The 19733-nt window shown below is 59.5% G+C and carries 17 protein-coding genes; 10 read left to right on the top strand and 7 right to left on the bottom strand.

The features are described from left to right. The first annotated feature begins 523 nt into the window (after window positions 1-523). The 4 genes from G5533_RS10140 to melR all read left to right on the top strand — a co-directional run bounded on the left by G5533_RS10140 (window position 524) and on the right by melR (window position 5421). Window positions 524-1546: a LacI family DNA-binding transcriptional regulator gene (locus G5533_RS10140; protein WP_216952773.1), complete on the top strand. Its 1023-nt coding sequence runs from the start codon at window positions 524-526 to the stop codon at window positions 1544-1546. A gap of 114 nt (window positions 1547-1660) precedes the next feature. Continuing rightward, a complete protein-coding gene (gene nhaC / locus G5533_RS10135) occupies window positions 1661-3124 on the top strand; it encodes a Na+/H+ antiporter NhaC (RefSeq protein ID WP_441254750.1) in 1464 nt (487 codons plus the stop codon). A gap of 1 nt (window position 3125) precedes the next feature. Next, the gene (locus G5533_RS10130) at window positions 3126-4307 is read left to right on the top strand and encodes a MalY/PatB family protein (RefSeq protein ID WP_421172684.1); all 1182 of its coding nucleotides are present in this window, start codon (window positions 3126-3128) and stop codon (window positions 4305-4307) included. A gap of 193 nt (window positions 4308-4500) precedes the next feature. Then, window positions 4501-5421, top strand: a complete 921-nt coding sequence (melR, locus tag G5533_RS10125; protein WP_421172683.1) for a transcriptional regulator MelR — start codon at window positions 4501-4503, stop codon at window positions 5419-5421. 51 nt (window positions 5422-5472) lie between these two features. Here melR and G5533_RS10120 read toward each other — a convergent pair whose 3' ends face one another. The 5 genes from G5533_RS10120 to G5533_RS10100 all read right to left on the bottom strand — a co-directional run bounded on the left by G5533_RS10120 (window position 5473) and on the right by G5533_RS10100 (window position 11579). Next, the gene (locus G5533_RS10120; protein WP_421255079.1) at window positions 5473-7059 is read right to left on the bottom strand and encodes a hypothetical protein; all 1587 of its coding nucleotides are present in this window, start codon (window positions 7057-7059) and stop codon (window positions 5473-5475) included. Between the two features lie 58 nt (window positions 7060-7117). Then, complete coding sequence (gene melB / locus G5533_RS10115) at window positions 7118-8518, bottom strand: melibiose:sodium transporter MelB (protein WP_216952768.1); 1401 nt, start codon at window positions 8516-8518, stop codon at window positions 7118-7120. Window positions 8519-8562: 44 nt separating this feature from the next. Further along, a complete protein-coding gene (locus G5533_RS10110; RefSeq protein ID WP_421257800.1) occupies window positions 8563-9915 on the bottom strand; it encodes an alpha-glucosidase/alpha-galactosidase in 1353 nt (450 codons plus the stop codon). A 202-nt stretch (window positions 9916-10117) separates the two neighbouring features. Further along, window positions 10118-10627, bottom strand: a complete 510-nt coding sequence (locus tag G5533_RS10105; protein ID WP_441254749.1) for a GNAT family N-acetyltransferase — start codon at window positions 10625-10627, stop codon at window positions 10118-10120. A 130-nt stretch (window positions 10628-10757) separates the two neighbouring features. Then, a complete protein-coding gene (locus G5533_RS10100; protein WP_201937502.1) occupies window positions 10758-11579 on the bottom strand; it encodes an HDOD domain-containing protein in 822 nt (273 codons plus the stop codon). A gap of 169 nt (window positions 11580-11748) precedes the next feature. Between G5533_RS10100 and G5533_RS10095 the strand changes: the two genes are divergently transcribed. Beyond that, the gene (locus G5533_RS10095) at window positions 11749-12012 is read left to right on the top strand and encodes a hypothetical protein (protein WP_042658108.1); all 264 of its coding nucleotides are present in this window, start codon (window positions 11749-11751) and stop codon (window positions 12010-12012) included. A gap of 100 nt (window positions 12013-12112) precedes the next feature. Here the strand turns inward: G5533_RS10095 and G5533_RS10090 are convergent, their stop codons facing one another. Beyond that, window positions 12113-12259 carry a hypothetical protein gene (locus G5533_RS10090; protein ID WP_302055900.1) on the bottom strand — a complete coding sequence of 49 codons (147 nt, stop codon included), beginning with the start codon at window positions 12257-12259 and terminating at the stop codon, window positions 12113-12115. Window positions 12260-12549: 290 nt separating this feature from the next. Between G5533_RS10090 and G5533_RS10085 the strand changes: the two genes are divergently transcribed. Genes G5533_RS10085 through G5533_RS10065 form a run of 5 tightly spaced genes read left to right on the top strand, consistent with a single transcriptional unit; the run spans window position 12550 to window position 19036 of the window. Beyond that, window positions 12550-13770: a PAS domain-containing protein gene (locus tag G5533_RS10085; RefSeq protein ID WP_216952764.1), complete on the top strand. Its 1221-nt coding sequence runs from the start codon at window positions 12550-12552 to the stop codon at window positions 13768-13770. A 15-nt stretch (window positions 13771-13785) separates the two neighbouring features. Next, entirely contained in the window at window positions 13786-14157 is a 372-nt protein-coding gene (locus tag G5533_RS10080) for an anti-anti-sigma factor (protein ID WP_216954502.1), read from the top strand. Window positions 14158-14163: 6 nt separating this feature from the next. Further along, window positions 14164-15228 (top strand): SpoIIE family protein phosphatase, encoded by a 1065-nt coding sequence (locus tag G5533_RS10075; protein WP_441254748.1) that lies wholly within the window; start codon window positions 14164-14166, stop codon window positions 15226-15228. After that, window positions 15229-17895 (top strand): response regulator, encoded by a 2667-nt coding sequence (locus G5533_RS10070; protein WP_441254747.1) that lies wholly within the window; start codon window positions 15229-15231, stop codon window positions 17893-17895. After that, window positions 17834-19036, top strand: coding sequence for an HD-GYP domain-containing protein (locus G5533_RS10065; RefSeq protein ID WP_441254746.1), 1203 nt, complete (start codon window positions 17834-17836; stop codon window positions 19034-19036). The genes G5533_RS10070 and G5533_RS10065 overlap by 62 nt, the downstream gene beginning before the upstream one ends. Here G5533_RS10065 and G5533_RS10060 read toward each other — a convergent pair. Beyond that, window positions 19033-19713 carry an ATP-binding protein gene (locus G5533_RS10060; RefSeq protein ID WP_441254763.1) on the bottom strand — a complete coding sequence of 227 codons (681 nt, stop codon included), beginning with the start codon at window positions 19711-19713 and terminating at the stop codon, window positions 19033-19035. The two genes, G5533_RS10065 and G5533_RS10060, sit on opposite strands and share 4 nt — an antisense overlap. Between the last annotated feature and the right edge of the window lie 20 nt (window positions 19714-19733).

Here is a 19733-nt window from a genome sequence, read left to right as displayed (position 1 = left end):
CTGCCACCTCACGTCCATGACGCAGTGAAAACGACAACACAGCCCATTCCGCTGGCTGAGTTATCACCACCAGAGGAGAGGAAACGGCTCACTGGCCAAACGCTCTATGCCGGCCACCAGCAGAGAGAATTTTGACTGAGCGGGGTTTAGCGTGGGGTAAAAAAATAAAAAACACTTAACCAAAACAATTAAAAATATAATAATCAAACACTTAGATGAATGCGGCGAGTCTTCCATCGAAGACCTCAACTGATCCTGCCTGCCCTCCGGCAGCGCCCGATGCAGACAGGCCGCAACTCACGGCGGCCTCTTTGCTTATCCCCCTCCGCCATCATCTGGTGATAGTACACCCCGCATCGTCTCTGCTCCTTCCCTTAGCCTCTTTATCTCATTCGCCTTGCAAACCACCAATGTGCCACTCCGATCACAAATCGCAGTAAAGCGAACCGCAAGAGGTAGCTGACATACCGAGTTGTCGTTATAAGAGAGCCCCTTATCTCCGGAGTATGAACAAGGCAATCAGATGGCCACCATCAGACAGGTCGCAACCCTCGCCAAGGTCTCGACGGCAACCGTCTCAAGAGTGATCAATAACTCTGCCCATGTTGAACCGGCGACCAGGGAACGGGTAGAGAAAGCAATGCGTGCGCTCGACTATCGACGCGACATGGCGGCAGTGGCTCTGGCAAAACGCAGCGGCAATATGCTCGGCCTGTTGACCGGCAATCTGGCCGATCCCTTCTTTGCCAGACTGGCCCGCGGAGTAGAAGCCATCAGCCGGCAGCACGGCTTTCGGTTGATGGTCTGTAGCGGGTCCCATCAAAGCGAGCAGGAGCAGTATGGGCTCGAGTTTCTGATCAATCAGGGCTGCGAAGCCATCGTTGCCCATACCACTCGCCTCTCTGACGAACTGCTGCTCCGTTACGCCTCACACATGCCAGCACTCATTCCCATCAATCGCTATCTGCCCGAGCTGGCTCACCGCAGTGTCTGGCTGGACAACCGGGCAGGCACCCGAGCCGCCGTCGACCATCTGGTGGCTCAAGGTCATCGCCGGATCGGCTTCATCACCTGTGATTTGCCCATCGCCGATCGGCAGCTCCGCCTGGAGGGATATGAGCAAGGAATGGCTCACTATCATCTGGCACTCAAACCACAGTGGGTTATCAGCCAGCCCTTTACCGAGGAGGGGGGCGAACAGGCGGCGGCGCGCTTGCTTGCTGAGTGCCCCGAGGTAACCGCCGTGCTCACTTTCAACGATGTGATGGCGGCAGGCATGATGTCGCACCTGAGAAAATGCGGGCGACGGATCCCTGAAGACCTGTCGATTATCGGGTTCGATGACATCATGCTGGCCCGCTACCTCTACCCGACACTGACCACTCTGCACTACCCCATTGAGACCATGGCCAAACGGGCTGCCGAGCTGGCCATCACCCGACTGCAACAGCAGGACCCGGGCCCGGAGATCCATGAGTTCACCCCTGCACTGGTCATTCGCGAGTCGGTTATGCCCCTGACGCAACCTCCCCTTCTGCGACCATGATCACGTTCCAGAACACCATGTAACCGGTTACATGGCTGGCGTGCAAGGCTCACATTTCCACCAGGCTGCTCGCCCCACAATGGCGCCATGTTCTGAAGCGATGGATCAACTGTGATGAAACAAGAGAGAAAGACCCTGACCCTGGGGCTTGCCACATTACCCATTCTGGTGATGCTGGGGCTCCTGATCGTTGGCTATGTTCTGATGGGATTGCGCATTGAGCCACTGCTCCTGCTGTCCGCCATCTTCACAGCACTGCTCGCCTGCTGGCAGGGATATAGCTGGGACGAGATCATCCAGTCCATCGTCCAGAAGCTGGCCAAGGCGATGCCGGTCATTCTGATCCTGGTCTGTGTGGGTGGATTGATTGGCAGCTGGATGTTCAGCGGCACCATCCCTTACATGGTCTATTGGGGGCTCAAGCTGATCAGCCCGCAATACATTCTCATTGCGGCCTTCTTCATCACCAGCCTGGTCTCGGTCTGTACCGGTACCTCCTGGGGATCAGCGGGCACCGTCGGGGTAGCCCTGATGGGGGTTGCGCACGGTCTGGATGTTTCGCTGGCAGCGGCAGCCGGGGCGGTGGTGTCAGGCGCCTATTTCGGCGACAAGATCTCTCCTCTCTCCGATTCGACCAACTTCGCCGCCATTGTGGCCGATACCACCCTCTACGCCCATATCCAGCACCTGCTCTGGACCACGCTGCCCAGCTTCCTGCTGGCTGCCGGCGTTTTCTTCGTCGCCGGTTTTTCAGTCATCGGTGAAGAGGTGGCCACACCGGAGAAGGTCATCACCATCCTGTCCACACTGGAGCAGCTCTACCACTTCAATCCTCTCCTGCTGCTGCCCCCGCTGATTGTGCTGTGGGGGGCGATCGCCAAGAAGCCCACTATTCCCTTGATGCTGCTGGCCAGCGCCATCGCCATTATCCTCGGGATTACGTTGCAGGGATTGCCGCTACAGTCCGGTTTCAATGCCCTGATCGACGGCTTCAACCTCACCATGTTCACCCCACTGGGTCATGACGTCAGCCAGCTGCTCCCCGATATCCCCCGCCTACTCAATCGCGGTGGCATGTTCTCGATGATGAGCACCATTCTGCTGGTCTTCTGCGCCTTCTCCTTTGCCGGTGTACTGACCCTGACGGGGGCACTCAACCTCATCATCAATCGCCTGCTGACCCTTATTCACTCCACTGGCCAGTTGATCGCCTCGACCATTGCCACCACCCTGCTGGTCACCGGTGCCACCAGTGACGGCAAGCTGGCCCTGCTCATCCCGGGCGAGCTGTTTCAGGACGCCTACCGTCGCATGGGGCTGGATACCAAGAACCTCTCCCGCACCATAGAGGATGCGGGCACCGTGATTGAGCCCCTGATCCCCTGGACGGCTGCTGGTGTCTATATGGCGGGCACCCTTGGCATCCCGACGCTCGATTACCTCCCCTGGGCCATCCAGTGCTATGCCGCCCTTTTCTTTGCCCTGGGCTACGGCTTTACCGGTATTGGCATCGCCCATGCAGACCGGAAAGAGGTGACAGAGGAGCCGCGGACCATGACAGTGGCGGAGGAGCGATAAGATGCCAGAGCACAACTTTGACCAAGTGATTGATCGCCACAATACCAACTCCATCAAATGGGACTGTATGCCCCAGTACCTTGGCATCGACGGCAGCGATCTGCTACCCATGTGGGTATCCGATTTCGACTTTGCCTGTCCACCAACCGTGCAGCAGGCACTGCAACGGCGGGTCGCCCACGGCGTATTCGGATACAGCGAGCGACGGGATGACTACTTCAGCGCCATACAACAGTGGTTTGCCCGGCGCCATCAGATCACCATAGAACGGGAGTGGATCCACTCCGTCGAGGGGGTGATCCCCGGCATCTCGCTGCTACTGCAAATGCTGACACAACCCGGAGAAGGGATTGTTGTCCAGGGCCCCTGTTATGGTTCCTTTGCCAAGATCATCGCGCTGAACGAGCGACGACTGCTAGATAACCCGTTGCTGCGAAAAGGGAATCGCTACGAGATGGATCTGCCGCAGCTGGCACGTCTCTTCATGGTGGAGCGCCCCGCCATGATGATCCTCTGCAATCCCCACAACCCGACCGGCAGGAGCTGGACGTTCACCGAGCTCTATGAACTGGCGACCCTGTGCCAGCAGCACGGCGTGACGCTGGTATCAGACGAGATCTGGGCCGATCTGCAACTGGCTGGCCATCGGCACACCTCGGTGCTCTCCCTGCCGCCCCATTTGCTGCCCAACATGGTGGTGGCGACCTCTGCCAGCAAGAGCTTCGGTCTCTCCTCGCTGCGCATCTCCAACTTCATCATCCCGGATCCTGCGCTGCGCCAGCGCTTCAAACAGCGTCTCGATGCCCATGGTCTGGATGTATTCAATGCGCTCTCCATGGAGGCTGCCACTGCGGCCTATCAGCACGGCGAGGCATGGCTAAACGGGCTGCTCGCCTATCTGACAGATAATCGCCACTGGTTTGCCGAGCAACTGGCAACCCGGTTGCCCCGTCTGCAACTGATGGAGGCCGATGCCACCTATCTGGCCTGGATCGATTGCCGCCAGCTGGAGCTGGATGACGATGAGCTGAAACAGCGGCTTATCGAAGAGGCGAGAGTTGTCCCGTCGATGGGGATCGGCTTTGGCAAAGGGGGGCAGGGCTTTATTCGCCTCAATCTGGGCTGCCCGCGCAGCTATCTGGAACAAGCACTCACCGGACTGGAGCGGCTGGTGTCCAGATAAAATCGCAGAGCAGGGGACAACAGGGGTAGAGCATGCCGCCCCGCTGTCTCCTGCATCCCCCAACTGTGAGTTCACCGGCAGTTTCCCGCTCTGGTGCACCACAAGATGCAATAACGGAACGACCGCCACAGGCAGAGACTCGGAATGGTGATACAAACAGGGTCTCTTCAATCCACCTGATAACGATGCCTGCATGATGACGAAGCTTGAACGCCCCTACTTTTCCAGCGTGCACGAGACCGATGAGGGGCTAAGCAGCCCCCTCTCGCTCTACTCCGTTTATGAGGCGATCGATGTGGAACTGCGGGCTCCCCACGAGATGGCCGGTTACCACTGGCATGGCCAGGTGGAAGTCAACATCCCGTTCGACGGTGATGTGGAGTACACCATGAATGGCCAATCCTTTACCCTGGCGGCAGGGCATGCAGGGTTGTTCTGGGCGGCCATCCCCCATCAGCTGACCCGTATCGGCCACTGCTCGCAGATGGGCCTCATCAATATACCGATCCATCTGTTTCTCTCCTGGCCCATCAATCGGGAGCTGCTGAATCAGGTCACCCATGGCGGCGTACTGCAGTCGCGATCAGCCATGCTGGTGAGCGAGTTTGAACTGACCCGCTGGGTCACGGAGAGCCGGATGGATGACCCTGGCCGTCAGCAACTGGTTGCCGACGAGATCTGCCTGATGTTGCGGCGCCTAGGGCTGGATGGCTGGAGCCGCCTGCTCGCCAACCACAGCAATCAGGGGACGACGACGGGTGCCTCAAAACACTCCCAGTTCCATGTGCAGCAGATGCTCGAATACATTGCCGCCCACCATGATGCCCCGCTCACCACCAGGGAGCTGGCCGATCATGTTGGGTTGCACCCCAACTACGCCATGGGGCTGTTTCAGAAGGTGATGCAGATGAGCATCAAGCAGTACGTCACCGCGATGCGGATCAACCATGCCAGAGCCCTGCTCAGCGATACCGACCGCACCATCCTCGATGTCGCACTGACGGCAGGTTTCAACTCCAGCAGCCGCTTCTATGAGACCTTCCAGCGTTATCTGGGGCTGACACCGAGTCGCTACCGCCAACTGAGTCGGGAACGGGCCAACTCTTCGCAGTAAATTCCCAAATAAAAAAGGGGCTCACGCCCCCCTGACTCAATCTCTCACCGCTTAGCGGGACGGTACCGATACATTCACTCGTCCACCCGGCGGCACAGTCACCTCGACCGCACTCACAGTGACTCCGTTGAGGCGCTGCATACGCGCCTTGCGCAGCTTGCCATCCACCAGCAGGAATCCGTGGTTGCCCGGGAAGCGGGCCTCCCAGAACAGCGCGCGCGGCCCCGTGTTGCCCAACTTGCTGGCGGTAACGCCCTCATGGCGCAGTGACAACCGGTGGGCCCCGACCGGCAGTTGCTCGATGGCTACCCAGTCGATGAAAGCGGGCAATCGGGACAGGGTTGCCACCCGGTGCGCGGCCGCATCCGGCTCAACCCCCATCATCCCCTCCACGGTCTGCGACACCAGCGTAAAGGAGATCTCCGGATAGTCACCATTGGTGCCCTGACTAGGCCGCTCATGGGGGAAATTTCGCTTGGCCAGAATGTAGCGCATCCAGCGCCACGCCTCCTCGTTGCGCTGATAGGGGAAATAGGTATCCGGCAGATAGGTGTAGGCCTCGATGTTGGCGGGTGCCTGTGGTGTCGAGCCGATCCCCTCGCCCACCATCTCGCTGATAAAGTCGAGATAGCGGTCATTGCGCGGCCCCGGCTCAGATAGCCGCTTCATCGGAATAAACCAGCTGTTCTCCTTGCCAAAATCGTTGCGCTTGCTGAGATTGCTGTCGAGTATGCGGGCATAGTGGCCCTGCTCATCCCCGGCAACCCGGCTCCACTCCTCGTTGAAGTAGCGCTTCAGCAGCACCGCCTTGCGCTGCCAGACTTGCGCCGCCCGCTTTTCACCGCGAGCCTGCAGCATGGCGGCATAAGCCAGCGTCGCCTGATACTGGGAGCCAATGGCATCGGCTGCCTCTATCGGGTGCTCGCCCCGCTCGTTGTAGGTGCAGGATCCCTGGAAAATACCTCCCTTGCCCTCGGCGATCCCGTTGGGGTGCTGCTCATCATGCAGCGCGATGAAGTCGGTCAGCACCTTGCCGTAAAAGGACCACAGCTCGGGATCCTCGATATAGCGGCGATCGCCGCTCCAGAGGTAGGCGTGGTAAGCCTTCTCCACCAACTCGAACTGGGCGGGCACCTCGCGCACGAACCAGCTCTCGTCCTTGTAGTCGATGGTGTGGGGAGAGCCATCAAAGTTGAAGGCCCAGAGGGTATACCACTTGCGCGCGTCGGTGGCATTGCGAGCAAACACCTTGAACATCGAAAAGTTCTCGGCGCGCCAGCCAGCAATCTCGGCACCGGCAACCTGATGGGCAAAGTCGCGTCCGTAAAAGGCCGTGCGATCGTAATAGCCGGCCCAGTAGGAGGGGATGTAGTCATGCAGGCCGGTGCCATCCCCCTCCGGGTGGTACTCGTCCTTGTTGGTGACGCCACGCTGGCCGGTCATGATGAACTGCGCCGTTTTGGCGGCCGCCCAGTTGAATCCTTCCGCCAGTTCGGTGCTGGAAGAGCTGAGATGCACGGCCGGTTGCGATGCTGCCTCCACTCCGGCGGCGACCGCCGGCTGCGCACAGAGGGTAGCGATGCCTGCCGCCATCATGGCGCATGAGAGACGGGCCCGGCGACTCATTGGATATCCCATGTTCAACTCCTTTGATGATGAACGCCGACCCCAAGGTCGGCGTTATAGGTGAAAGAGATCAGCTGGCCGCCGCCTGCGCCTGCTTGGCCTCGATACTTTCGGATTCATATTTGCACATCAGATGATCTACCACCTTGCTCTGGTAGTGGCCGTTGAGCTTGTAGAAGCGGAAGTAAACAAACAGGGTCAGGGCAAAGAAGATGGCCGGCAGCACCACCATGATGGCCTGCATGCCGAAGAGGGTTTCGGCACTCTGCACCGCATTGGGGACATAACCGACCAGAGTCAACATGACACCGATGAAGAAGCCGGCGAAGGCCGAGCCAGCCTTGACCACCATGGTCTGCACCGAGTAAGCGATGCTCTCGTTGCGGGTGCCAAGCTTGTACTCGCCATAGTCGACCGTGTCGGCGACCATGATCACCTGTAGCACCCAGAACAGGGCGGTACCTATGTGGAGCAGGATGCCGGAGAGGATGATCAGCGCGACATTCTGGGGAGCAATGAAACCGATATACATCAGCATCAGGCAGCTCGTTATGGGGCAGAGTGAGGCCAACGCCCAGAGCACCCGCCGCGAGATGAAGCGGGCCAGCCGCGGGAAGATCATCAGGGTGATCAGGTTGGCGATGCCCCCGTACATCATGAAGCTGGGAAAGAGGGACTCCTGACCAATCACATAGGTAAAGTAGTAGATGGCGAAGGCGGTGATGGTGTTGTTCGCCACGTTGTAGCAGAGCGCCATAAACAGCACGCTGGTGAGCTGATCGTTGCGGAAAATAAGCTTGACCGAATCCATGATGGTGGTGCGCTGCTGACTGACAGTGGGGGTCGCGGCCGAGCTGTAGCGCTCCTTCACATTGCGCAGGGTGACCAGGGTCGAGACAAGAAAGAAGGCGACCAGGATGAAGGTGAACATCAGAAAACCGTGGGCCTTGTCCCCCTGGCCAAAATAGTCCACTACCTTGAGGCCGATGGCACCGGTAATAAGCCAGGAGAGACTGGCAAAGAAGCGGGGATAGGGAACCAGTGCCTCGCGCTCGTGCTTGTCGATGGTCAACGTTGGCACCAGCGACCAGAAGGGGATATCCATCAGGGTATAGGTCATGCCCCACAGGATGTAGGTGATGGCCACATAGACGAGCAGGGCCGTCCCTTCGAAATAGTGGGCACTGAACACCATCACCAGGGCGATGGAGTTGACCACTGTACCTATCAGTATCCAGGGTTTGAACTTGCCCCAACGGCTGCGGGTATTGTCGACAATCCACCCCATGATGGGGTCATTGACCGCATCCCAAATCCTGGCAATCAGAAAGATGGTGCCGACGAAGGCAGCCGACACCCCCACCACATCCGTGTAATAGAACATCAGGTACATGTAGACGATGCCGATGGCAAAATCCTTGCCGAAGGCCCCGAAGCCATAGCTCAACTTGGTTTTCAGCGAGACGCTCATGGTTTATCTCCTTGGGGGTTAAGCCCCCCGCAGGGGGCTCTTGCTCAGCCGTGAATCCACTCCGGCAACCAGCCGCGGTGGGCTTCAATCAGTTCGTCGATCAGGGCGTAGATCTCGTCCATGCCAAGCACTGCCGCCGTGTGGGGATCGAGCAGGGCTGCATGGTAGATGCTTTCCCGCTTGCGCTCGGTGATCGCTTCGGTGACTAGCGCCTGCACGTTGATGTTGGTGCTCATCAGGGCGGCCAGATGGGTTGGCAGCCGACCGATGGCGGTGGGCTGAATGCCGTTGGCATCCACCAGACAGGGCACCTCCACGCAGCAGCCATCCGGCAGGTTGGTAATGAGGCCGTCGTTTCTGACGTTGCCATAAATGACGCTGGGCTCACCGCTCCAGAGGGAGTTGATGATGACGCTCGCATACTCGTTCGATTCGGGCACCTCGACCCGTTCGGCCTGACGATAGGCAGTGAGGTCATCCTGCCAGCGGGCAATCTGCTCGACGCAGCGCTTGGGATACTCGTCGAGCGGCACCTTGTAGCGCTCGATGAGATCGGGGCGTCCCGGCTTGATGAAGTAGGGGGTGTACTCGGCAAAGTGCTCGGAAGATTCGGTAACAAAGTAGCCAAACTTCTTGAACAGCTCGTAGCGCACCAGATTCTGGCAACGCTGGTTGTGGTGCAGGCCGGGTTTGGGGGCAGTCCCCGCTTCATAGGCAGCCAGCAGCTCGGGATAGAGATTGACGAATTCGCCGCTCTCCAGCTGATGCTCAAGGGTCAAATAGAAGGCCATGTGGTTGATACCGGCACAGCGATAACGCAAGGTCGCCGGATCGATGCCGAGATCACGGGCCAACTCGTGCGCCGTTCCCTGCACCGAGTGGCACAGTCCCACCTGCTTGATATGAGGGAACTGTTGATACATGGCCCAGGTGTTCATCGCCATCGGGTTGACGTAGTTGAGCATGGTGGCGTCGGGGCACACCTCGCTCATTACCTCGCACACCCGCCAAAGATGAGGGATGGTGCGCAGTGCCCGCATGATGCCGCCGGGCCCAAGCGTATCGGCAATGGTCTGTTCGAGACCGTGGCGTTTGCACACCTCGAAATCGGTCACGGTACAGGGCTCGTAACCGCCGATCTGGAAAGCAACGATGACAAAGTTGGCCCCTGCCAGCGCAGGTTTCAGCTCGGTATGGCAACTGAGCAGCCCCTTGGCACCGCTGGAATCCATCAGCTTGCGCACCACAATCTGGGACTCTTCCAGCCGCTGTGGATCTATGTCCATCAGGGAGATGTTGGCATTTTTCAGGGCCGGTTTGTGAAACACATCCCCCAGGATGTTCTTCACAAAGATGGTAGAGCCTGCGCCGATAAAGGTGATATTGGGAGTTCTCATGTCCATTGCTCCAATGACGGTGAAACCAGTGTGCCTACTATGCAGGGCTGGTCCCGTCAGGTGCGTCTCGCTTACGGAACAGAGACTCCCAAAAACTCATTTTTGATGGGCTGGCTGACAAGATCTTAGAAAACGGGACACTTGTTCCCGAAAGTGGGACTCCCCTCTCCTGGCATCGACCGGCTCGCAGACAGCCGGAACGTTACTCCGTTACCCCGGATTCGAGCAGCAGGCACTCATCGGCATCTTCGCTCAATTTGACCAGTCGACTGTGCACCAGCCCCAGCTTGGCCAGCAGGCCGATGGATCGCTCGTTGCCCGGAGTGACGATGGCAACTACCTGCCCGATCCCCAACCGGCTTTTGCCATCGGCAAGGGCGGCCTGCGCCGCTTCAATGGCGTAGCCCTGGCCACGATATTGCGGCAGGAAGGCGTAACCGATATCGACCTGCTCCAGGGTATCGCGCTTGATCAGACCGCAGATACCGAGGCTGGCACCGTCATCCTTGCGCTCCACCAGATAGAGCCCGTGACCATAGCGGGCATAGCTGACTGCCGGCCCCTGCTGGATATACTCCTGCGCCTGTTCGAGGGTGCGAATGCCCCGATCACCGATGTAGCGATAGAAGTCACCGTCATTGAGCAGCTCAAGGATGAAGGGGGCGTCGCTGGCGATCATTTCGCGCAGGATCAGGCGGGAGGAGGCAATCATGGCAAGGGCTCTCAAACGGAAAGTGAAGGGCAAAGAGTGCCCCGTCACTCCCGGGCTGGCAAGCCTGTGGCACCATCACTCATACAAAAGGGGCCGCAGTGCGACCCCTGACGAGATGGGAGAAACGGGCTCAGGCGGCCAGCAGTCCGGCATAGCCGTTGCCCTGCTCGCGCAGCGCAGTGAACTGGGCAGCGCAATCGGCCCAGCTCAGCCCCAACGCATCTGCCACCTTGTGGGGCCACTCAGGGGGCGCCTCTTCCCCCACATCGGACTGGGCCGCCAGCACAATGGCCAGATGGATCAACCCGGCCTCGGCGGAAAATACCTTGGCCAGCATGGGATTGTAGTGATACTCCACCGCATTGCTGATGGTATCGGGAAACTTCCAGTAACGAGCCATGGCCGCCCCGACCTGGGCATAGTTGAAGCCAACCACCAGCTCTTCTGCCTTGGCCCGCCCCTTGTGCAGCTCCAGATCGTGAATGTGGTGGACAGTGTTTTCAGGCAGCCCCACGTGCATCACCAGCCGGCCAAGATCGTGCAGCAGAGCGCAGGTAAAAACCTCATCTCCCTTCATCCCTTTCTTCACCGCCAGACGGCGGGCCAGTTCAGCCACGTTGAAGACGCAGCCCCAGAAATGTTTGAGATCAATGCCGGGCACGGCCTTGACCGATTCGGTGAGCCCGCAGGCCAGCACCATGTTGCGCACCATCGCCAACCCCAGCCGCACCGCGGCTTCATTGACGGTGCCGATCTGACGACTGCTGCCGAATTTGGCCGAGTTGGCCAGCCGCAGCAACTTGGCGGAGATGACAGGGTCCTTGTTGATCAACTTGCTGATCTTCAGCAGATCCGGATCCTTTTCATTGAAGGTCTGGATCAAATCGCGCATCACTTCCGGGATCTGGGGCAGTAGCTTGGGCTCAGCCAGCAGGGAATCTATCGTGGGCATAGGCGTGTCCATCCATGTTATCTGTGTTCCAACCTGTTTGCCTTGGCAAACTCTTCCTAATTATGGGTAACAAATGGCCTCCTCATCGGATTGTTTATTCGCTGGCCATTCAAGGTGTTAGTCACATTCAGGCTATACTGGCCGCCACATTCACTGTTGCGGATATCCCATGAACGACACTCAGGAATTTTTTGACGAAGAGACGCTGCTGGAGATGGTGGAGAACCAGCTCAACGATGGTCACCCTCCCCATGTGAAGGCGACCCTGATGCGGCTGGTGATGAAGGGCACCCCGCGGGAAGAGGCGTTGCAATATATCGCCTGCGCCCTAGGGGCCGAGCTGATGGCGATGGAGGCCGATCAGGGCCCCTTCAATCTGACCCGCTACGGCGAATTCCTCGACAGCCTGCCCGAGATGCCGTGGGCTGACTGATAACCGGAGCTGACCAAGGCGCTACGCCTTTGCATGACTCCTTAAAAACAGAAGGGCGGGCGCCAATGGCCCCGCCCTTGTTGTATGGATCCGCTCCGGATCAGAACTGGGAGTTGATGACCACCTCTTCCCCCAGCGCCCCTGCCAACGGCAGTGGTCGATAGCTGGAGTTGGCGGCCCGCAGCAGCCGAATGCCGCGAATGCCGACCTCCTGCGCCGCCTTGATATCACCGTAGAAGAGCGTCATCTGCTTATCCTTGAGCCACTGCACCTTGGTGTTCTGCCCCGCTGGCCACCGGCGAAGATCACCGGATTGAGCTGGTCGGCCGGAATATTCATGGTCTGCTGCAGGATCTGGCTCACGGTCTCGGTCTTGGTGGCTAGCCCCCCATTTTATCCGCCCGGGATAAGCCTCCACCAACCAGGATATGACAAGCCTCTTTTGACCCTAGATATCGGCTGGAAGAGCCAGAGTGGGCTATAACTGCTTAACACCCGCTATTGATATCAAAATCAACGACTCTCTCTGGAGATGCCATGGACGCGCACACTTCCTCTTCCAATACCACAGGTTCGGCCCCTTCCACTCATCATGCCGGGATAGACACCCTCGATCAGGTGCTGGTACGGCTCGAACTCTCGCCAGAGGGGCAGATCCTTGATGCCAACCCGCGATTTCTGAGCCTCATGGGCTACACGCTAGATGAGCTCTCCGGCAAGCACTACGGCATGCTGCTCTCCCCGGACCAGGTGCAATCCGCCACACATGACACCTTTCAGGCCGCACTGCGCAGCGGCTCCTCGCAGGAGGACGAGCTTCACCTGCTGGACAAGCCGGGGCGGGATGTCTGGATCCGTGGAGCCTGCAGCCCGGTTCTGGATGACAATGGACAACTATCTCGTATGACTCTGTACGCCATGGATCTGACCGGGCAGAAGCAGCTCACGGCCAGCTTCGAGGGCCAGCTCAATGCGCTGAGCCGGGTCATGGGCAAGGTCGAGTTTTCGCTGGAGGGCACCATACTGGATGCCAATCCACGCTTTCTCGACATAGTGGGTTACCAGCTGGAAGAGCTGAAAGGGCAACACCACAGGCTGCTGGTTGACCCAGACTACGCCCAGTCGGCGGATTACCTCGCCTTCTGGGACACGCTGCGCCGGGGCGAGTTTCTGGCTGGCGAATTCTGCCGCCTGAACAAGCAGGGACAGGAGGTATGGATCCAGGGCTCCTACAACCCCGTGCTGGATCTGAACGGCAAGCCCAGTAAAATCGTCAAGTTTGCCACCGACATCACGGCACAGGTGGAGCAGCACCGCCAGCTCAAACAGGCGATGGTGGAAGCGGAAGAGGCCGCCAGAGTGCGCGAGGAGCTGCACAAGTCTCTGCAAGAGATGTCGACCCCTGTCACCCCTATCTGGGACGGGATCCTGCTGCTGCCACTGGTTGGGATCATCGACTCCATGCGCACTGCCGACGTGATGAACAAGTCGCTCACCAAGATTGCCGAAACCCGCGCCCGGGTCTTTGTGCTGGATATTGCCGGAGTCGCCACCGTGGACACTGGCGTCGCCAACCAGCTGATCAAGATCACCAAGGCGACCCAGTTTATGGGCTGTGAAGCCATCATCTCGGGAGTCTCCCCCGCCATTGCCCGTACCATGGTGGAGCTGGGGGTGTCGGTCGGTGACGTCCGTACCACGGCGACCCTGAGAGACGCCTTCGAAATAGCGCTCAAACGGGTTGGCTCAGCCCTCTAGGTCGCGGCAATGACCATGCAGCTCAACAACGATCTTGGCATCGCCGATATGGCCGACTGCATAGTAGTCAGCATGCGCCCCGATCTCGGAGACGACGGCATGCAGATGCTGATGCAGGCCCTCTCCCAGCGACTGGTACACGGGCGTCACCATGCAGTCTTGCTCGACTTCTCCGGCGTCATGCTACTGGATCACCATGAATTCAGACAGGTTTGCAAACTTGCCGAGGTGTGCCGTCTGTTGGGTGCCACCTGCCTGCTGGTAGGGCTCAATGCCGGGATCGCCGCATTTCTGGCGCTAGCCGAGGCACAGCCCGGGCCACTGCGCTGCTTCATCGACATGGACGACGCTTTTGCCCATGTCAGCCGCCTCCAGGGCGAGGAGTAAACCGCCATGATACAAGAGCATGCGACCCGGGAGGCCAGCTATCCGCTACGCCACGATATCGATCTGCACCTGGCTGTGATGTCGGTTCGTCGGCTCCCATTTATCGCCAACCTATCCGACGTGGATCGCGCCATGCTCTCCACCGTGGTCTCCGAACTTGGCAGCAATATCCTGAAATACGCCGGGCAGGGGGAGATCACCCTGATGATCCATCACCCGAAGGGGAGATCCTGCATCGACATCATCGCCCGTGACAAAGGGCCCGGCATATCGGATGTCTATCAGGCCCTGCAGGATCACTACAGCACTTCCGGCACCCTGGGACTGGGACTGCCCGGCGTGCGGCGCATGATGTCAGAGCTCACCATCAGCACACCGCCGGAAGGGGGCACCCTGGTGCAGGCGCGCAAATGGCTGGGTTCTGTACCCTCGGTCCCACGTCTCATCACGCCCACCCAACAATGGGGGCAGGCAGGTCTGACACTGGTCTGGGCTAGCGAAAACAGACCCTGTTATCCGGAAAAGGTCTCCGGCGATCTGGTCTTTATCCGGCCCACATCCGACGGCGTCTTGCTGGTACTGATCGATGTCAGCGGCCACGGCTCCTCGGCCAACAAGCTGGCACTGATACTGCAAGAGGCGCTGCAAAACACCCCTGAACAGGAGCCGGCACCTCTGCTGCAGCTGTTGCACCAACACTGCATCGGTACCCGGGGAGCGGCCGCTGGCATAGCCCTGGTCAACAGTGAACGGGGTGAACTGAGCTACGCCGGCATCGGCAACACCCGCATCTGTCTGCGCGGCCATGACCTCTGGCGCGGTATCTCCCGTGATGGGGTGCTGGGGGAGCGCTTCCCCACCCCCTTGCTGCAACGGCAGCCCATCAAGCCGGGGGATGTGCTGATGCTCTATTCGGATGGCATCAGCGAGTCACTCAACCTGCGTGACGGCGCACTGGATCTGGGGGCTGATCCCGTCATTCTGGCCCGTCAAGTCATAGACCATAGTGGGCGCAGCACCGACGATGCGAGCTGTATTGTGCTGCGGGTACAACCAGAGAAGGAGCGCTAGATGCGGCAGCTGATCGGTGATATCAGGCTCTCTGGCCCGACGGCAGCCCTCACCGCCAGACGCAAGGTGATCCAGGTGCTCACCTGCATCGACAAGAACCCCACCTTCGTGGCGCCGCTGGCGGGTACCACCTCGGAGCTGGTGCGCCAGCTGACGGCAACCATCGACTCACTGCAACTCCAGCTTTGGCTGGAGAGCAATACGCGGGAGCTGTGGGTCTCCCTCTCGGCCGACGAGCCACTGCAGCACAACGCACCCGGTGCAACCCATGGCAGCATCCGGCTGGTTCCTCATGCTGACACTGCCATCGCTCTGGTATGCCACCTGCCACACTGGCCCGATGACGCTCTGCTGTTGCAGATGCAGCAGCAGTTCGCTGAACCGACCCGGGATGAGCTGTTCGCCGTGATGCAGACCAAGAATCAGGAGCTGGAGCAGGCCTATGAGCTGGCAGAAAGCGCAACCCGGGCCAAAAGCGATTTTCTCGCCAACATGAGCCATGAAATCCGCACCCCGATGAACGCCATTCTGGGTATGGCCCACCTCGCCCTGCAAACACGCCTCGACTCGCAGCAGGCTGATTATCTGGGCAAGATCCAGCGCTCGGCCCATCACCTGCTCGGCATCATCAACGATATCCTCGACTTCTCCAAGATCGAGGCGGGCAAGCTGGATCTGGAGCAGATCGAGTTCGATCTCGACCATGTGCTGGAAAATCTGGCAACCCTGGTGGGCGAGAAGGCCGAAGCCAAAGGCATAGAACTGCTGTTCGAGGTCGATCACCAGCTAGACACCCTGCTCTATGGCGATCCCCTGCGGCTCGGCCAGATCCTGATCAACTACGCCAACAACGCAGTCAAATTCACCGAGCAGGGGGAGATACTGGTCAAGGTCACTTGTCTGGAGAAACGACCGCAAGAGGTGCTGTTGCACTGCTCGGTGCAGGACACGGGGATCGGCATGAGCCAGGAACAGCAGCAACGGCTGTTCCAGTCTTTCCAGCAGGCGGACAGCTCCACCACCCGCAAATACGGCGGCACCGGCCTCGGGCTCGCCATCTCCCGCGAACTGGCGGCACTGATGGGAGGGGAGGTCGGCGTGCAGAGCGAACCGGGCAAGGGAAGCACTTTCTGGTTTACTGCCCGACTCGGCCGCGGCAGATACCGCTCACGCTATCTGCCAAGTCTGGATCTGCGTGGCCGCCGCATACTGGTGGTCGACGACAGTGCCAGCGCCCGCACCATACTGGCTGCCCTGCTGCGCAGCATGAGTTTCGTGGTCGACACCGCCGAATCGGGTCAGCAAGGGCTGCAGATGATCGCCTGTGCCGAGCAGGAAGGTAACGCCTATGAGGTGGTGCTGCTGGATTGGCACATGCCCGGGCTGGATGGCATAGAGACGGGGCGCCGCCTCATCGCCCGCGGCCTTGGCAAGCGGCTTTATCGGGTCATGGTGACAGGTTATGGGCGGGAAGAGATTTTTCGCGAAGCAGAGGCCGCCGGCTTTGATAGGGTGCTGGTCAAACCAGTCTGTGCCTCTGTGTTGTTTGATACCATCATTGGGCTGTTCGGCCAGCAAACCACGGCGACTGCCTTGAAGCCCACCCAGCCTACCCACAACTATCGCTTCGAGGGACTCCGTATACTGCTGGCAGAAGACAACGAGCTGAATCAGCAGGTGGCCATGGAACTGCTGCGAGCGGCGGGCATCGACGTCAGCATTGCTGCCAATGGTGCCATTGCTCTGGAAATGGCTGCGCAACAACCATACGACCTGATCCTGATGGACATGCAGATGCCGGTGATGGATGGACTGACTGCCACCCGTCAGTTGCGCCAGCAAGAGAGCGAAGGGCACCACACTCCGATCCTCGCCATGACGGCCAATGTCATGGCCGGTGACCGGGAACGCTGTCTGGCGGCCGGTATGGATGACCACATCGCCAAGCCCATCGACCCCGACAAGCTTTATGCCGCACTGCAGTGCTGGGCCCCTGCCTTCAGCGTTGAAACCGATGCAATACCCAAGAGCGCACCTTCACCACAGCACCAGCCATTGCAGCCTCAGTTAAGAGCGCTCGGACTCAATGCCGAAGCCGCCCTGCAACGGCTGATGTACAACTGGGGGTGGTATCAGGATCTGCTGCAACGATTTGCCCAACAGGGCACCCGGCCCATGCAGAGCCTGATCGCCGCCCTGCAGAAGAACGACCGGGAGGAGGCCCATCGTCAGGCCCATACCCTCAAGGGGATTACCGCCACTCTGGGCGCCGAACCACTGCGGGGTATCTCGGCCAAGCTGGAGAGTGCACTCTCCCGGGGGGATGACACCACCAGCCTGCTTCCACTGGCGGAGCAGGGGCTGCAGATGCAGCAGCAACTGAGCGATGGCCTACAGGCCCTGCTACCCACCCAGACCACAGCCGACCTGCCGGAGCAAGAACAAGTCGACCTGGCGCCCCTGCTGGCGCAGCTGATCCGGCTGCTGGCGGAAGATGATGCCGGAGCTCTGACCCTGTTCCAGCAGCATCAGCAGCAGCTGACGAGAGTGCTGGGAGAGACGGCATCCAGGATAGCTGACGCCATTACCGGCTTCCGTTTTACGGATGCACTTGCACATCTGCAACGAGTCCGGGCCCTCAGGCCCGATCTGTTCAACCAAGAGTGAGGGCACCACCATGCTCAACCTGCTGGATCCCGATACCAAGCCCACCCTGCTGGTGGTCGATGACACCCCTGAAAACCTCTCATTGCTCAGCGCCTTGCTCAGCCCACAACACCGGGTCAAGGTCGCCATCAGTGGCCAGCGGGCACTGGAGATACTGTCATCAGACTCCCGGGTAGATTTGATCCTGCTTGATGTCGTGATGCCCGGGATGGATGGTTATCAGGTGATGCAGGCACTGCAGGAGATGCCGCAGGCACGGCATATTCCGGTGATTTTTCTGACTGCCAAGGTAGAGGAGAGCGCCGAGGCACATGGACTGGCTCTCGGCGCCGTGGACTATATTCACAAGCCGATCTCCCCCGCCATCGTGCTGGCCCGCGTCAGAAACCACCTTGAGCTGAAGGCGGCACGGGATCTGCTACATGACCAAAATGCCTATCTGGAGCAGGAGGTGGAACGACGCACCCGAGAAAACGAGCTGATCCAGAACATCACCATCCACTCCCTCGCCTCTCTGGCCGAAACCCGGGACAACGAGACCGGCAACCACATTCTGCGCACCCAGCATTATGTGAAGCTATTGGCGGAAACTCTCTGCGAGCACCCTCGCTTTCGTGCCGAGCTGACCCCCAAGACCATAGAGCTGCTGTTCAAGTCGGCCCCCCTGCACGATATCGGCAAAGTCGGCGTACCGGACCGGATCCTGCTCAAACCCGGCAAACTCGATGAAGATGAGTTCGCCCAGATGAAACACCACTCCACCCTTGGCAAGGAGGCCATAGTCCACGCCGAGGAAGCGCTGGGGGTAGAGGTGGAATTTCTGAGACTGGCCAAGGAGATCGCCTGCTACCACCACGAGAAGTGGGATGGCACCGGCTACCCCTACGGTCTGATAGGAGATGAAATTCCCCTCTCGGCCCGACTGATGGCGCTGGCAGATGTGTACGATGCCTTGATCAGCAAGCGGTGTTACAAGGCAGCCATGACCCATGCAGAGGTGGTGCCCATTATTTTGGCGGGAAGGGGCAACCATTTTGATCCCGACATCACGGATGCCTTCGCTCACATCCACGTGCAGTTTCACGAGATCGCGCTGCGCTACAACGACGACAAGAGCGATCAGGAGGCCAAACTCGACTAGGTGCTGGAATCAGCAGGCAACAAGTCAGTGAAGATGAAACCATCGCGCTCCACCGTCTCCCCCGTGCAGATCGCCAGCGGGCGCAGAAACATGGGACCATCCCAGGCCAGAGTGTGAAACTCGCCGTTCTCGCCGCACGGATCGACCCCCGCCGGCAGCACCGCCAGCAGTGCCTCGTCAAAATCGTGGCCACCCAGGCTGGCATCCAGCTTGTTCGGGTCGAGAGCACTGATCCGCGCCTTCAACCCAGCGGCCACCATCTGCGACGCCAGTTCACGGGTATTGCTGCCCCACAGCGGGAACAGTGGTTCGATGCCGGAGCCTGCCAGCTGCTTTTCACGGTAGGCGCGCACATCCTCAAGGAACAAGTCGCCAAAGGCCATATGGCGGATCCCCTGTGCCACCACATCGGCGATAAAGCCGGTCATGATGCGGGCGTAATCCTCGTTGCTGCAGGGCCAGGGCAGATCGATGGTGATGAGGGGCAGCCCGACGCAGGCGGCCTGTTCGGTCAACAGCTGCTTGCGCACCCCGTGCATCGCCACCCGCTCGAATGCCTGATTGAGGGTGGTAAACAGCCCCACCACCTCGATGGCGGGATCCTGCCGCAACTGATGCAGAGCCCATGCGCAATCCTTGCCGCTGCTCCAGGAGAGCAGTACCCGTTTCTTTTCCATCATTCCTCCGCCAGCGGGGC

It is taken from the genome of Aeromonas sp. A600620, assembly GCF_029479985.1.
Taxonomy (GTDB): domain Bacteria; phylum Pseudomonadota; class Gammaproteobacteria; order Enterobacterales; family Aeromonadaceae; genus Aeromonas; species Aeromonas veronii_A.
Note: the sequence above shows the minus strand (reverse complement) of the source record. Positions and strands in the feature narration are given on the sequence as shown.

What these genes read in the sequence shown, in the direction of transcription:
- G5533_RS10065 (WP_441254746.1), top strand. Translation starts at nt 17,834, where the DNA reads ATGCACTTGCACATCTGCAACGAGTCCGGGCCCTCAGGCCCGATCTGT.
- G5533_RS10070 (WP_441254747.1), top strand. Translation starts at nt 15,229, where the DNA reads ATGCGGCAGCTGATCGGTGATATCAGGCTCTCTGGCCCGACGGCAGCC.
- melR (WP_421172683.1), top strand. Translation starts at nt 4,501, where the DNA reads ATGATGACGAAGCTTGAACGCCCCTACTTTTCCAGCGTGCACGAGACC.
- G5533_RS10140 (WP_216952773.1), top strand. Translation starts at nt 524, where the DNA reads ATGGCCACCATCAGACAGGTCGCAACCCTCGCCAAGGTCTCGACGGCA.
- G5533_RS10075 (WP_441254748.1), top strand. Translation starts at nt 14,164, where the DNA reads ATGATACAAGAGCATGCGACCCGGGAGGCCAGCTATCCGCTACGCCAC.
- G5533_RS10060 (WP_441254763.1), bottom strand. Translation starts at nt 19,713, where the DNA reads ATGGAAAAGAAACGGGTACTGCTCTCCTGGAGCAGCGGCAAGGATTGC.
- G5533_RS10110 (WP_421257800.1), bottom strand. Translation starts at nt 9,915, where the DNA reads ATGAGAACTCCCAATATCACCTTTATCGGCGCAGGCTCTACCATCTTT.
- melB (WP_216952768.1), bottom strand. Translation starts at nt 8,518, where the DNA reads ATGAGCGTCTCGCTGAAAACCAAGTTGAGCTATGGCTTCGGGGCCTTC.
- G5533_RS10130 (WP_421172684.1), top strand. Translation starts at nt 3,126, where the DNA reads ATGCCAGAGCACAACTTTGACCAAGTGATTGATCGCCACAATACCAAC.
- G5533_RS10085 (WP_216952764.1), top strand. Translation starts at nt 12,550, where the DNA reads ATGGACGCGCACACTTCCTCTTCCAATACCACAGGTTCGGCCCCTTCC.
- nhaC (WP_441254750.1), top strand. Translation starts at nt 1,661, where the DNA reads ATGAAACAAGAGAGAAAGACCCTGACCCTGGGGCTTGCCACATTACCC.
- G5533_RS10090 (WP_302055900.1), bottom strand. Translation starts at nt 12,259, where the DNA reads ATGACGCTCTTCTACGGTGATATCAAGGCGGCGCAGGAGGTCGGCATT.
- G5533_RS10095 (WP_042658108.1), top strand. Translation starts at nt 11,749, where the DNA reads ATGAACGACACTCAGGAATTTTTTGACGAAGAGACGCTGCTGGAGATG.
- G5533_RS10120 (WP_421255079.1), bottom strand. Translation starts at nt 7,059, where the DNA reads ATGGGATATCCAATGAGTCGCCGGGCCCGTCTCTCATGCGCCATGATG.
- G5533_RS10080 (WP_216954502.1), top strand. Translation starts at nt 13,786, where the DNA reads ATGCAGCTCAACAACGATCTTGGCATCGCCGATATGGCCGACTGCATA.
- G5533_RS10100 (WP_201937502.1), bottom strand. Translation starts at nt 11,579, where the DNA reads ATGCCCACGATAGATTCCCTGCTGGCTGAGCCCAAGCTACTGCCCCAG.
- G5533_RS10105 (WP_441254749.1), bottom strand. Translation starts at nt 10,627, where the DNA reads ATGATTGCCTCCTCCCGCCTGATCCTGCGCGAAATGATCGCCAGCGAC.